Origin of the sequence: Providencia heimbachae ATCC 35613 (assembly GCF_001655055.1) — a bacterium.
In the GTDB taxonomy this organism is placed as follows: domain Bacteria; phylum Pseudomonadota; class Gammaproteobacteria; order Enterobacterales; family Enterobacteriaceae; genus Providencia; species Providencia heimbachae.
On sequence record NZ_LXEW01000010.1, the window covers coordinates 38840 to 51950 of the forward strand.

A 13111-nucleotide genomic window follows, 5' to 3' on the forward strand; every position below is an offset into this window, starting at 1 on the left:
CACCCCTAAAAATTGAATACGACGGGTATATACCCTATATAGTTCAAATTTTAGGTAGGCGGCAAGAGAAGCGCCATCCCGATGAGCATACATAAGTATGTGATTCGGGTGACTGAGCGCAGCCAACACCCCTAAAAATTGAAATATGACGGGTATGATTTTAAGGGACTCAGAGAATGAAGTACATATTCACACAAGGATTTATTTCACCTAATTTAGTTGATTAAGTATGAGCCCCCTCCCTTTATTGGTGTAAATATAAAAAATATCAGGCTATTTCGATTTTTTCGGCTAAAAATTAGGCTTATAAACCACCTATTTACGCTTTCAGAATCGTTACCGTTTTCAGTTTGCTATAATCCCTTTTATGACATGTTAAAACAACAGTAACCAAAGGATTATTAATGAAAAAGTATTTAATCGCCACATCAATGTTGTTGCTGCTTGCAGGATGCCAAACAATGAAACCTGCCGATAATAGTAAAACTTTCTATGTCGATTCCTCACTCGCTGATTGCGTCGGCGTTGCGCCAATGAAGTGCATGAAAATAAAAGAAAGCCCATCGGCTGACTGGCAATTCTTTTATGGTTCAATTCAAGGCTTTGATTATGAGCCTGGTTATAATTACGTATTAGAAGTGAAGCAATTTGATGTCCCTAATCCACCAGCTGACGCCCCAAGCATGCGGTATGAATTGGTAAAAATCATCGAAAAGAAATAATTTTCACTAAAATTTTGGTAATAATAGAGAATAAATGAACTTCGTTTGCTCTCTATTATTATGCTATATAGCATTGCCATCGCGACTAATGAATAATATCCTTTTGTTCTAACGCGATTATGGCAAGGGGCATCAAATTATGAATACGACAATTATTGATAAACTTGGATTGATTACTTTATCTCATGATAAAGTTGCTATGGTTCGTTCCCATAATAAAACGCTTTTTTACATTCCTGGTGGTAAACGCGAGCAAGGGGAAAGTGACGAGCAAGCATTATGTCGCGAAATAGAAGAAGAACTCACTCTTAATCTTGATGTTGATTCAATTCATTTTTATGGTGAGTTTATTGACCTTGCTGATGGTAAACAAGATGGAACGAAAGTCCGTATCCGATGCTATTTTGCAAATTATGACGGGATACCAACACCCGCTGCCGAAATTGCGGAACTCGCTTGGATTGATAGTAATGACCTATCACGTTGCTCAACAACAGCCATTAAAGTGTTAGCAAAACTTAAACAAGATGGGTTAATCCAATAAGTTACCAATATAAACCTTAAAATTGTATGATTTGATTTGTAGATCTGCTTGTTACGATTTACACTTTATCAATCATCACCAACATTCATTATAAAAATTTATATGTTTAATCATTTTCTTGATCTGTTTTATTTGATAGTGGAGTAAAAAATGGTCAGCTCGTTGTATGCTGTACTTGGTGCCCTACTACTGCTTAGATTATCGTTAAATGTCGTGAAACTCAGAAGTGAGTACCGTATCTCTTATGGTGACGGTGGCTTTTATGAATTACAAACGGCAATTCGAGTCCACGGTAATGCAATTGAATACATCCCTATTTCCTTAGTTTTATTATTGTTAATGGAGATGAATGGCGCGCAAGTTTGGATGATCCATATTTGTGGTATCATTTTGATTGCCGGCCGTTTACTGCATTCTTATGGCCTCAAAAATCATGATTACACCTACCGCCGTTCGGGTATGGTAGCAACCTACCTCGCTATGGCATTAATGGTTATCGCTAATACCTATTATTTGCCTTGGATCCAAATTTTTTCATTCAATCTTTAATTTTGCTACGGCACTTTTTAAGTGTCGGCGACTTTTCTGCTCAAGTCAGTACAGATTGATTTCAGGTTGCCTTTGTTTCTGCTACAATTCCCCACTACTTTTGTTTTCTTAATTAATACAGATCTTATGTCAAGTCAGGATTCTAAACACACCGATAGCCTCTTTTCTGCTCCAATCGCTAATCTTGGTGATTGGCAATTCGATGAAAAAGTTGCCGAAGTTTTCCCCGATATGATCCAACGCTCCGTGCCGGGTTATTCAAATATTATTACGATGATCGGTATGCTTGCGGGGCGTTTTGTGACGCCTAATAGCCAAGTTTATGATCTTGGATGTTCACTTGGAGCAGCAACGCTCTCAGTCAGACGTAATTTAACCGCAGAAAATTGCCAAATTATTGCTGTTGATAATTCACCCGCGATGGTTGAACGCTGTCGTCGCCATCTTGATGCCTATAAAGCGGAGACTCCGGTTGAGGTGATTGAAGGTGATATTCGGGATATTCATATCGAAAATGCCTCCATGGTGGTTCTTAACTTCACATTACAATTTCTCAATCCTGATGATCGTCAGCTTCTGTTGAACAAAATATATCAAGGTCTTAACCCTGGCGGCATCTTGGTACTTTCTGAAAAATTTAACTTTCAAGATAATAAGATTGGTGAATTACTGTTCAACATGCATCACGATTTCAAACGCGCTAATGGCTATAGTGAATTAGAAATCAGCCAAAAACGCAGCATGCTTGAAAATGTGATGTTAACCGACACCGTCGAAGCCCATAAGTCACGCTTGAATAATGCTGGATTCACCCATTGTGAAGTCTGGTTTCAATGTTTTAATTTTGGCTCATTATTAGCATTAAAAGAGGGTCAATTATGATCGATTTCGGCCGTTTCTACCAACAAATTGCAGTAGGGCCTTTAAGCCACTGGCTTGACACCTTGCCTGCTCAACTGACGGATTGGAAGAAAAAAGGCTTGCATGGCGGCTTCTCATCATGGGAAAAAATGCTTGATAACCTGCCATCGATGACACCAACACATTTAGATTTAAAAAACAGTGTTACCGCAACCCGTGAACCTGAACTAACATCGGGAGAAACACGTTGCCTTAATAATATACTTGAACAGTTGATGCCGTGGCGTAAAGGGCCATTTTCTCTGTATGGCGTGAATATTGATACAGAATGGCGTTCTGATTGGAAATGGGATCGCGTATTGCCGCATATCTCGTCACTAAAAGACCGTTATGTGTTAGATGTTGGCTGCGGTAGCGGTTATCACATGTGGCGCATGTTGGGTGAAAAAGCCAAGTTTGTTGTTGGTATCGACCCCACTGAACTGTTTTTATGTCAATTCGAAGCTGTCAGAAAATTGCTAGGCGATGACCAACGAGCTCATTTATTACCTTTAGGTATTGAGCAATTACCCGTACTTAATGCATTTGATACTGTATTTTCTATGGGTGTACTTTATCATCGACGTTCACCGCTCGATCATCTTTGGCAGCTTAAAAACCAATTGGTGAGTGACGGTGAATTAGTGTTAGAAAGTTTGGTGATTGAAGGGGATGAGTTCCAATGCCTACTGCCCGGTGATCGCTATGCCCAAATGCGAAACGTTTACTTTATTCCATCCGCCAAGATGCTTAAAGTCTGGTTAGAAAAATGTGGTTTTGTTGATGTGCGTATCGTTGATCAAGCAGCAACATCACTCGAAGAACAGCGTCGCACCCAATGGATGAAAACAGAATCGTTAGCTGAATTTCTTGATCCTAATGATCTCACTAAAACCATCGAAGGCTACCCTGCTCCTCTACGTGCCATTTTAGTAGCACGTAAACCCTAAAAATTAAGGGAGGCACTTCGCCTCCCTTAACGACATTCAATTTGTATTATGCTGATACTTTTTCGGTGATCGAGATAAAGTCTTTCATCGCTTCCACTGTCGGGCCATCGACACAATAATGCGTGAATTCATCGGTCTCACTGTTTGATGCCATCGTCACACCGACTTTTCGATAATTCATCGTTGATGGTACGGTTTTACCCGCCGAGCTGTGTACTTCGAGCAGCCCTATTTCCATAAACTTACTTAAATTTGCCAAACGCACACCTGCACCAGCCATAATTTGTGGGCCACCAATTTCATGACTTTTTTCTTGCAATTCTTTTAGCAGTGGTAAGCCCAACTCAGCACTTTGTTGCTGACCGGACGTTAAAATGCGTGCGACACCCAGTGCCTTTAATTGCTCTAAGGCTAATAACGGGTTAATACACATATCGAAAGCCCGGTGGAATGTAATATTCATTCCTTTTGCGATTTCCATCAGTACCTGCATTCTTTCAAGATTAATTCGCCCTTCTTTATCAAGAATGCCAATAACCGCTCCCGGAAAACCCATTTCTTTAATCATGATTAAGTCTTCACGAATAACATCGAATTCGCTCATGTCATAGCAAAAATCACCACCGCGGGGACGAATAATTGGATGAACTGGAATATGAAGTTTCTCTTTTGCCAGTTTCAAATAACCATAACTTGGCGTTAAGCCACCATCGGCAGCCCCAGAGCAAAGTTCAATACGATCTGCCCCATATTCTTGAGCCACTTGGGCACATTCGATTCCAAAACAGCAAATTTCTAACTTTGCCATGTTCACCTCCAAAATGGTAATAACGCTAATGCGATTAAAACCCTATGCTCTATATAGGGAAAAGATGTTATTCGTTAACACTCAAATTAATAATGCCACTTATTGATAAATGTTACCTGATAGATATCACACCATGAGCAGTTTCTTGCGAGCAATTATCAATAACGTTAATCGCATCACTTATTTTTCACTTTCAATTATGTTTTTTAGCGAAAATGGGTGGTATTTAAGAGTGATTATGCCATTTGTCACTGCCAATGTAGGATTAGAAAGTCTTTCTTGCTGGCCTTTAGGCTGACTCACTTTTATGCTAAAACCTTGAGGAAGCAAGTCTGGTAATAATTTTCTTGCCGTTTCTTCCAATGCACTTGGCAGTACATCAATAACCATTTCAATATGTTCCCAACTTTCTTGGGGGTAAATTTTACCTTTTGGGAAAGGCAGTTCAATAATAAAGATATTTTGCCCTGCCACTTGTATCGCTTGTCTAAGCTCATAGAGGCGAATCGGCCTGCCATTTATCTGATTATCAGAGATCAGATTCGCACATTGTATTAAGCCATTGTGCCATCTCAATGCGGTGGCAAGATGATGACAACGTACCGAGATATGATCAATTTGATAATCCGTTAAAGAAAGGTTTAACTCTTTGGCCATGGACTGAAGTTTTTTTTCAAATTCAGGTAGATCATGCCACAAATCTTGCAACTCTGGGATTTCTACAAAATTAATCATTAAAATTACTCTTTTAAATAACAACCTATACCCAAAATAATTCGAGTTAGCCGTGATAATAAAGGGGAAAACAAACACGCTGACTGTAGCACGACCACCCCAAAATATGGTATAAAACCTGCCGATTTTCTCTTCTTCCTTTTAGTTCTACGCTTGTGATGGCACAATGCGGTAACTATGTTCGTTATTTAAGGTAATCCGGTGAATATTCAGGCTATTCTTTCAGATAAAATTAGTGCTGCAATGCTAGCAGCGGGAGCTCCAGAAGGCAGCGATGCACTCGTGCGCCAATCAGCTAAAGCCCAGTTTGGCGACTATCAAGCTAATGGTGTCATGGGCGCTGCTAAAAAAATGGGGATACCTCCTAGGCAGTTGGCCGAGCAAATTGTTAGCCATTTAGATCTTGAAGGCATCGCAACTAAAGTTGAAATCGCGGGTCCTGGCTTTATTAATATATTCCTTGAGCCAACATGGATTGCTGAGCACACAGAAAAAGCGTTAGTTTGCCCACGCTTAGGTGTAGCACCTGTAAAACAAGAAACCATTGTTATTGATTATTCTGCTCCAAACGTTGCCAAACAAATGCATGTTGGGCATTTGCGCTCAACAATTATTGGTGATGCTGCGGCGCGTACTCAAGAGTTTATTGGTCACAAAGTGATCCGTGCAAACCACGTCGGTGACTGGGGAACACAATTTGGCATGCTCATTGCGTATCTTGAAAAAGTACAAAATGAAGATGCGAGCGATATGGCACTTGCCGACCTCGAAGAGTTTTATCGCGAAGCAAAAAAACATTACGACCAAGATGAAGAATTTGCACTTCGTGCTCGTGGTTACGTGGTTAAGCTACAATCCGGTGATGAATACTGCCGTAAAATGTGGCGTAAACTGGTCGATATTACCATGCAGCAAAATCAAGAAACCTATCGCCGCTTAAACGTCACATTGACGGAAGACGATGTGATGGGTGAAAGCCTGTATAACAGTATGTTACCGGGGATTGTTGCTGACCTTAAAGCCAAAGGTCTTGCTGTCGAAAGTGAAGGTGCAACCGTTGTTTTCCTTGATGAATTCAAGAACAAGGAAGGCGAACCAATGGGCGTTATCGTTCAGAAAAAAGATGGTGGCTTCCTCTATACCACCACCGATATTGCCTGTGCTAAGTACCGCTATGAAACTCTGCATGCCGACCGTTCGCTGTATTATATCGACTCACGTCAACATCAGCATTTGATGCAAGCATGGACCATCGTGCGTAAAGCGGGTTATATCCCTGAAACCATGGTGCTTGAACATCATATGTTTGGCATGATGTTAGGTAAAGATGGTAAACCGTTTAAGACCCGCTCAGGTGGCACTGTCCGCCTTTCTGATCTACTTGATGAAGCCATCGAACGCGCCCAAAACCTTATTCGTACAAAAAATCCTGATATGACGGAAGATGAGCTAGTGAACGTGGCAAATGTTGTCGGGATCGGTGCGGTAAAATACGCGGATTTATCAAAGAATAGAACGACTGATTACATTTTTGATTGGGATAACATGCTCGCTTTCGAAGGTAACACCGCACCGTATATGCAATATGCATATACCCGTGTGGCTTCTATCTTCAAAAAAGCCAATGTGACTGAATCAGACCTTACGTTGCCAATCTCACTACAAGACCCACGTGAAATCGCACTAGCAACACGTTTAATGCAATTTGAAGAAACCATATTGACTGTCGCTCGTGAGGGGACGCCACATGTTATGTGTGCATACTTATATGAACTCGCAGGCCTATTTTCTGGCTTCTATGAGCATTGCCCTATCTTGTCAGCAGAAAATGAAGAACAACGTCAAAGTCGCTTAAAACTCGCACTACTAACGCAAAAAACATTGAAAACCGGCCTTGAAACACTGGGCATTGAAACCGTAGAAAGAATGTAATTTATTTGATTAGATTTAACTAACAGCTCACTTAGGTGGGCTGTTTTTTATTGCGCTTGGCAATTAACTAAGAAAACAGATCCTATTTAGGTAACTAAATAGAACCTCATCAATGATATTTTCGAATTGAAAATAGAATATATTGAACTATCCTACTTTCCTAAAGGAAAAATTAAAGGATATTTAATATGAAACTGTTTCACAGAAAAATTATTGACCTCTAAGAAAAAAGTTATTTTTTATTTTTTAATATATTAATAAAAATAAATGGCAATGGATAGAGTAATAATATTCTTACAATCCAACTATATAAAATGTCTATATTGTAGACCAAGTCAATAGTTAACCTTTCCATAATAATAGGGAATGAATATAAAATTGGAAATATTAAAGCACCAGCAAACGTTAGTAAGTGGTAATGAAAGTAAGCAAAAAACAGCCAACAAAACAAAGAGTCAAAGGAATATTCTTTTATCGATAAGCACTTTAGATTAAAAGAAGAATAATATCCTTCCAATGTTTTTTCAACCGCTGCGCTCTTCATAAAAAAAACAATATATGCAAAAAACAACATTGAAATAACCAAAAATATATTATTCATTTTCACAGCAATACTAAACGAAGGATCTCTGGATAGCTCTATTATTTGATACCCAAAATTACCTATAAAAACCGCGGAAAATAAAAATAAAATCTTTCTTTTCATGAGCATTCCTTTTAATCTAATATAATTAACAAAAATGATTAATTAAATAATACTCTAATAATTTGAAAATAACATTAGTAATATGAGAACAAACAAAAAAGCCCAATATCATTAGTATTGAGCTTTCTGATTAATTAAGAACACGCAATAGACTGCTTATGCAATACTGCGTTTCATAAAGTCACGAGGACGAAAACCGAGAACAAATAATGCTGCGAAATAACTTCCTGCACCCGCAATGACGACAGCCATTAAGCGTAGCATCCGCATTAGCATATTCCCTTGTTCCCACTCTGGCATAAAGTGTAATACACCAAATAGCACGGCAATCATGACCACCAGCGCAACGAGCATCTTAAAGATAAACCCTCGCCAGCCTGCTAGCGGTTGGAAGATATCTTGTTTGCGTAATTGCCAGTAAAGGACGCCAGCATTAAAGCAGGCGGCAATACCTATCGATAAGGCCAGCCCCGCATGCTGCAATGGTCCAATAAATGCCAAGTTCATTAACTGGGTTAAAATTAATGTCACGATCGCTATTTTTACGGGTGTTCTAATATCTTGGCGTGAATAAAAACCGGGCGCCAAAATTTTCACTAAGATCATGCCTGTTAAACCAACACAGTAAGCCATCAACGCATATTGCGTCATTAATGAATCATGGGCAGTAAAATTACCATACTGGAATAATGAAACCGTTAAGGCCTCAGATAAAATCGCCAACCCAACAGCGCAAGGCAATGCCAACAGTAGACACAAGCGCAACCCCCAATCCATCAAATGACGATACTCTTGATGGTTACCACTGGTAAAACTTTTCGCTAGAGAAGGCAGTAATATGGTACCGAGTGCAACGCCAAGAACCCCTGAAGGTAATTCCATTAGCCTATCAGCATAGTACATCCACGAGACGGAACCCGATTGCAAAAATGAGGCGAAAATCGTATTAATAATCAGTGAAATTTGTGCCACCGACACCCCGATAATCGCAGGCCCCATCATCCGCATCACTCGCCATACACCACTATTGCGAAATGAAAGACGGGGTAAAACTAACATTCCCACTTTTTTCAGATAGGGTAATTGATAAACAAGCTGTAGGACACCCCCCACCAATACGGCCCAAGCCAATGACATAATTGGCGGATCGAAATACGGTGCGGCAAATGCAGCAAAGAGGATCATGCTGACGTTCAATAACGTCGGTGCAAAGGCCGGAACAGAAAAACGATTCCAAGTGTTAAGGATCGCCCCAGCGAGGGATACCAATGAAATCAAGAAAATATAAGGGAATGTGACGCGAAGCAGATCGGTAGTTAGCGTAAATTTATCGGCATCTGTCGTAAAACCGGGTGCAGTGACATAAATTATCCACGGCGCGGCAATCATACCGGCTACCGTGACTATCGCCAGTATCAGTGTCAGCATTCCTGCGATATAAGCAACAAAGGTGCGTGTCGCCTCTTCCCCCTGCTGGTTTTTGTATTCAGCAAGTATTGGTACAAAAGCTTGGGAAAAGGCCCCTTCTGCAAATATTCGACGCAGTAAGTTGGGTAATTTAAAGGCAACAAAAAAGGCATCTGCCGCAGCACCCGCCCCAAACACTCGGGCAATAATAGCATCACGGATAAAGCCCAGCACACGAGACATCATGGTCATGGAGCTTACCGCTGCCAGCGATTTTAATAAATTCATGATTGATAGACTAAAAGAAAACAATCGTAGCAGTTTAACAGCGCAGCGCATCACTGACTACGATTGAAAGGTAAATTAAGAGTTTAGGTATTTAAACTTTAGACGGCTTCCACGTCGAATCAGTTAAAGCAGTCAATACATGGTCGCGCCACTCGCCATTAATTTGTAAGTATTGCTTTGCATAACCTTCACGCTCAAAACCTAGGCGGGTTAATAAATTACCGCTACGTAAATTATGGGGCATATAATTAGCCATAATTCGATGCATTCCTTGGTTTTTTTGCATATAGCGATTAGCTTGAACCAGTGCTTCATACATCAAGCCTTGCCCCTGCCATTTTTGCCCTAATGAATAACCTAAGTAACATGCATTGAATGCACCACGAATGACATTGCTAAAGTTAGCAACGCCAATCACTTCATTTTCGTCACTATCGAGCAATAGAAAATGAAATGCACTGCCTTGTCGATGCATTTCCCCCATCAGATGAAGACGATTATTCCAACCCGCAGGTTGAAAATGTGAATTATCACGAATGGGTTCCCAAGGTATTAAAAACTCTTTATTAGCACTGTAATAATCAGCCAACCGATAATTATCACGCTCATAGGCTAAACGGACAATCATTCTTTCAGTAACAAGACGCACTTTAGGTCCATTTGTTCGATAACCAAACATCCTTAGCCCTTAATTCCTATTTGTATCAGCAAGACAATTGAAGCTTGAAGTATAACGTATATTTCTCCTCTAATTAATTCAATTTATAGACTGAGTACTTCAAATTAAAATGCATCGGCAAATACCGATATCACGATAAAAAAATATCATCAATCAACTCTATACACTCCTGATATCATTAATAACAAATCGTAAGACCCCCCTCCTTCTTTGTTATATTTTAATAGGGTGTGTGATGGCACAGGTATCACGGGCAAGAAGCCTTGGTAAATATTTTTTATTACTCGACAACATGTTAGTTGTGCTTGGCTTTTTTGTCGTCTTCCCTTTAATTTCCATTCGCTTTGTTGATCAACTTGGTTGGGCTGCAGTTGTTGTCGGATTTGCTTTAGGGTTGAGGCAATTTGTGCAACAAGGTTTAGGTATTTTTGGCGGGGCGATCGCTGACCGATTTGGCGCTAAACCGATGATTGTTATTGGTATGCTATTAAGAGCTAGTGGGTTTGCTGTGATGGCGATGGCTCATGACCCTTGGGTTTTATGGCTTTCTTGTATTCTTTCCGCACTTGGTGGAACCCTCTTCGACCCACCCAGAACAGCCTTAGTGATTAAATTAACCCGCCCTTATGAGCGTGGTCGTTTCTATTCTTTATTGTTGATGCAAGATAGTGCGGGGGCGGTTATTGGTGCCCTAATTGGTAGCTGGTTATTACAGTATGATTTTCATTATGTTTGTTGGGCAGGTGCTTTTGTTTTTATTATTGCAGCGATTTGTAACGCGTGGTTATTACCGGCATACCGTATTTCAACCGTCAGAGCGCCAATAAAAGAAGGTATGACTCGCGTTCTTAAAGATAAGCGTTTTGTGACTTATGTAGTGACGTTAGCGGGTTACTTTATGCTATCTGTGCAAGTCATGTTGATGTTCCCGATTGTAGTAAACGAGCTGGCGGGCACCCCTACTGCAGTAAAATGGATGTATGCCATTGAGGCCGCTATTTCCCTTACGCTTCTTTATCCTATCGCCCGTTGGAGCGAAAAACATTTCCGCTTAGAACAACGTTTAATGGCAGGCTTATTTTTAATGAGCCTAAGCATGTTTCCGATTGGCATGACAACTTCGCTCAATACTTTATTTGCGCTTATCTGTTTATTTTATTTAGGTACTATCACCGCCGACCCGGCACGGGAAACGTTGAGCGCCTCATTAGCCGATCCTAGAGCCAGAGGCAGCTATATGGGCTTTAGCCGTCTTGGCTTAGCCCTTGGTGGCGCGGTAGGCTACACTGGCGGTGGTTGGATGTATGATATCGGCCATCAATGGAACCTTCCTCAATTACCTTGGTTTTTACTCGGCATCATCGGGTTTATTACACTGTGGGCGTTACATAAACAGTTTAACCGCAAAAAAATAGAAACGGCAATGTTGAGTGGGCAGTAGTTGAGTGAACAGTAATAAGCTAAACTAGCGAAGTTACTGTAAAAGGAGTCATTATGAAAAAGTTTTTATTAGCGACAATAGTTGGCATGCTCACGCTGGTTGCAGGCTGTAGTCAATTAACCGATTTTAGCATCAGCGAGTCGCAAATTAATCAGTATCTTGCGAACAAAGTGAAGTATGAACATAATATTGGCATTACTGGCTTTGCCGACGCAGATATACAACTCGCTAATTTAAAATCACAAATTGGTCGCAGTGAACCGGGCAAGGTTTCATTAAATGGTGAAGCAACCGTGAAACTTGATTCGTTAATTGGTAAAGCCGATGCCAAAATTGAATTAACCTTAACCGCTCGCCCAATATTCGATGCTAAAACTGGCTCAATTTACTTAAAAGAACTGAATATCAGCAAATATACGGTGATCCCTGAAAATATGGATACTGCAATGTCTGCCGTTATCCCTTATTTAAACAGTTCTCTTGAGACTTTCTTTGAGACTCAGCCTGTCTACGTATTGAACCCTGATAATGGTGCTGCGGAAGCAACGGCTAAAAAATTCGCCAAAGGATTGGAAATTAAGCCGGGAAAATTGGTCATACCACTCATTGATTAACGCCCACCATAAATTATTTCGATTGATAAAAGCACAAAAGGCAACAGGTTTACGCGTCTGTTGCCTTATTTTTTATTTGAAATTACGTCTCTCATTGATACGGAATACAGACGTGACAACGTCACCAAATCATAATCATTCCGCTTCCGAGTCCAATTCATCACGTAATACAATGACGGCATCACGTGCAATTTGCGCCAATGTACGATAAAACGCCGTGGTCGCATGAGCTTCGACTTTTCCTAAGAAGGCACCACACCAACTTAAAATATAGCTATCAAAAAGTTCTTCTTGAGCCGCTGTTTCATCTTCTGCGGCTTGGTCTTCTAACCATGATGCGGCCAATAACAAAGCACCAAATGTATCTGCATGTGCATCGGTTAGCGGCATAGCTCTTAACGTTAAAAATTCACGGATTTCAGGTTCAGTAATGTCAGCATCATAGTGATTAGCACGCATTGAGACTGTTGGTTCCACGCCACCAAACAGTGTTTGATAGTCTGCTGTAATGGCTTTGAGATCAAGAGAGGCAGCCATACGCGACCAGAGTTCATCCTGCTCAATTGGCCATGATGCTTTTAACTTATCTTGTGCAATCATATCTAATAGCGGTTTTACCAGCGCATCATCCGGTGAGCGCTGAAATAATGTGCCTAAAATACGACAGACGATTGAAAATTCGTTCATTTACCCATCCCTATTTTTCAGTAACTCAGTTATCACTCTCGAATAACTAAGATTATTAACCCAAGTATACCGAAAAAACAGTAACGCGTATCTGATTAGGAGATGAGAAAGTTGTTGCAGATGATAATTATGTTGTTATTAGCTAAAAC

Annotated in this window: 14 protein-coding genes; 8 read left to right on the forward strand and 6 right to left on the reverse strand. The window is 40.4% G+C overall.

The genetic code is table 11. The annotated features are described in order from the left end of the window. Nucleotides 1–404: 404 nt before the first annotated feature. The 5 genes from M998_RS01995 to cmoB all read left to right on the forward strand — a co-directional run bounded on the left by M998_RS01995 (nucleotide 405) and on the right by cmoB (nucleotide 3665). Nucleotides 405–722 carry a DUF4377 domain-containing protein gene (locus M998_RS01995; RefSeq protein WP_068907277.1) on the forward strand — a complete coding sequence of 106 codons (318 nt, stop codon included), beginning with the start codon at nucleotides 405–407 and terminating at the stop codon, nucleotides 720–722. 139 nt (nucleotides 723–861) lie between these two features. Continuing rightward, nucleotides 862–1266, forward strand: a complete 405-nt coding sequence (locus M998_RS02000) for an NUDIX hydrolase (protein ID WP_068443489.1) — start codon at nucleotides 862–864, stop codon at nucleotides 1264–1266. A 150-nt stretch (nucleotides 1267–1416) separates the two neighbouring features. Then, nucleotides 1417–1815: an MAPEG family protein gene (locus M998_RS02005; protein WP_068443486.1), complete on the forward strand. Its 399-nt coding sequence runs from the start codon at nucleotides 1417–1419 to the stop codon at nucleotides 1813–1815. A 126-nt stretch (nucleotides 1816–1941) separates the two neighbouring features. Continuing rightward, nucleotides 1942–2697 carry a carboxy-S-adenosyl-L-methionine synthase CmoA gene (gene cmoA / locus M998_RS02010; protein ID WP_068443483.1) on the forward strand — a complete coding sequence of 252 codons (756 nt, stop codon included), beginning with the start codon at nucleotides 1942–1944 and terminating at the stop codon, nucleotides 2695–2697. Then, on the forward strand, nucleotides 2694–3665 hold the full coding sequence (gene cmoB / locus M998_RS02015) for a tRNA 5-methoxyuridine(34)/uridine 5-oxyacetic acid(34) synthase CmoB (protein WP_068907278.1): 972 nt from the start codon (nucleotides 2694–2696) through the stop codon (nucleotides 3663–3665). The genes cmoA and cmoB overlap by 4 nt, the downstream gene beginning before the upstream one ends. 46 nt (nucleotides 3666–3711) lie before the next feature. Here the strand turns inward: cmoB and cutC are convergent, their stop codons facing one another. Together cutC and M998_RS02025 are read right to left on the reverse strand one after the other, a co-directional pair. Further along, nucleotides 3712–4473, reverse strand: a complete 762-nt coding sequence (cutC, locus tag M998_RS02020) for a copper homeostasis protein CutC (protein ID WP_068443476.1) — start codon at nucleotides 4471–4473, stop codon at nucleotides 3712–3714. 180 nt (nucleotides 4474–4653) lie between these two features. Further along, nucleotides 4654–5208, reverse strand: coding sequence for a VOC family protein (locus M998_RS02025; RefSeq protein ID WP_068907280.1), 555 nt, complete (start codon nucleotides 5206–5208; stop codon nucleotides 4654–4656). Between the two features lie 201 nt (nucleotides 5209–5409). Here M998_RS02025 and argS point away from each other — a divergent pair, with 201 nt between their 5' ends. Further along, nucleotides 5410–7140 (forward strand): arginine--tRNA ligase, encoded by a 1731-nt coding sequence (gene argS / locus M998_RS02030; protein ID WP_068907282.1) that lies wholly within the window; start codon nucleotides 5410–5412, stop codon nucleotides 7138–7140. Nucleotides 7141–7372: 232 nt separating this feature from the next. Here argS and M998_RS02035 read toward each other — a convergent pair whose 3' ends face one another. From M998_RS02035 to rimJ, 3 genes are all read right to left on the reverse strand, one after another. Further along, nucleotides 7373–7846, reverse strand: coding sequence for a hypothetical protein (locus M998_RS02035; RefSeq protein ID WP_068907283.1), 474 nt, complete (start codon nucleotides 7844–7846; stop codon nucleotides 7373–7375). A gap of 156 nt (nucleotides 7847–8002) precedes the next feature. After that, nucleotides 8003–9541, reverse strand: a complete 1539-nt coding sequence (gene murJ / locus M998_RS02040) for a murein biosynthesis integral membrane protein MurJ (RefSeq protein ID WP_068907285.1) — start codon at nucleotides 9539–9541, stop codon at nucleotides 8003–8005. 91 nt (nucleotides 9542–9632) lie between these two features. Further along, the gene (gene rimJ, locus M998_RS02045; protein WP_068443461.1) at nucleotides 9633–10220 is read right to left on the reverse strand and encodes a ribosomal protein S5-alanine N-acetyltransferase; all 588 of its coding nucleotides are present in this window, start codon (nucleotides 10218–10220) and stop codon (nucleotides 9633–9635) included. A 235-nt stretch (nucleotides 10221–10455) separates the two neighbouring features. Between rimJ and mdtH the strand changes: the two genes are divergently transcribed. Together mdtH and M998_RS02055 are read left to right on the forward strand one after the other, a co-directional pair. After that, nucleotides 10456–11661, forward strand: a complete 1206-nt coding sequence (gene mdtH / locus M998_RS02050) for a multidrug efflux MFS transporter MdtH (RefSeq protein WP_068907287.1) — start codon at nucleotides 10456–10458, stop codon at nucleotides 11659–11661. A gap of 53 nt (nucleotides 11662–11714) precedes the next feature. Then, entirely contained in the window at nucleotides 11715–12275 is a 561-nt protein-coding gene (locus M998_RS02055) for a lipoprotein (protein ID WP_068907288.1), read from the forward strand. Between the two features lie 135 nt (nucleotides 12276–12410). Here the strand turns inward: M998_RS02055 and M998_RS02060 are convergent, their stop codons facing one another. Then, entirely contained in the window at nucleotides 12411–12962 is a 552-nt protein-coding gene (locus M998_RS02060; RefSeq protein WP_068443452.1) for a TorD/DmsD family molecular chaperone, read from the reverse strand. Nucleotides 12963–13111: the final 149 nt, after the last annotated feature.

What these genes read in the sequence shown, in the direction of transcription:
- M998_RS02055 (WP_068907288.1), top strand. Translation starts at nt 11,715, where the DNA reads ATGAAAAAGTTTTTATTAGCGACAATAGTTGGCATGCTCACGCTGGTT.
- rimJ (WP_068443461.1), bottom strand. Translation starts at nt 10,220, where the DNA reads ATGTTTGGTTATCGAACAAATGGACCTAAAGTGCGTCTTGTTACTGAA.
- mdtH (WP_068907287.1), top strand. Translation starts at nt 10,456, where the DNA reads ATGGCACAGGTATCACGGGCAAGAAGCCTTGGTAAATATTTTTTATTA.
- M998_RS02005 (WP_068443486.1), top strand. Translation starts at nt 1,417, where the DNA reads ATGGTCAGCTCGTTGTATGCTGTACTTGGTGCCCTACTACTGCTTAGA.
- murJ (WP_068907285.1), bottom strand. Translation starts at nt 9,541, where the DNA reads ATGAATTTATTAAAATCGCTGGCAGCGGTAAGCTCCATGACCATGATG.
- cutC (WP_068443476.1), bottom strand. Translation starts at nt 4,473, where the DNA reads ATGGCAAAGTTAGAAATTTGCTGTTTTGGAATCGAATGTGCCCAAGTG.
- cmoA (WP_068443483.1), top strand. Translation starts at nt 1,942, where the DNA reads ATGTCAAGTCAGGATTCTAAACACACCGATAGCCTCTTTTCTGCTCCA.
- M998_RS02025 (WP_068907280.1), bottom strand. Translation starts at nt 5,208, where the DNA reads ATGATTAATTTTGTAGAAATCCCAGAGTTGCAAGATTTGTGGCATGAT.
- M998_RS02035 (WP_068907283.1), bottom strand. Translation starts at nt 7,846, where the DNA reads ATGAAAAGAAAGATTTTATTTTTATTTTCCGCGGTTTTTATAGGTAAT.
- M998_RS02000 (WP_068443489.1), top strand. Translation starts at nt 862, where the DNA reads ATGAATACGACAATTATTGATAAACTTGGATTGATTACTTTATCTCAT.
- M998_RS01995 (WP_068907277.1), top strand. Translation starts at nt 405, where the DNA reads ATGAAAAAGTATTTAATCGCCACATCAATGTTGTTGCTGCTTGCAGGA.
- cmoB (WP_068907278.1), top strand. Translation starts at nt 2,694, where the DNA reads ATGATCGATTTCGGCCGTTTCTACCAACAAATTGCAGTAGGGCCTTTA.
- M998_RS02060 (WP_068443452.1), bottom strand. Translation starts at nt 12,962, where the DNA reads ATGAACGAATTTTCAATCGTCTGTCGTATTTTAGGCACATTATTTCAG.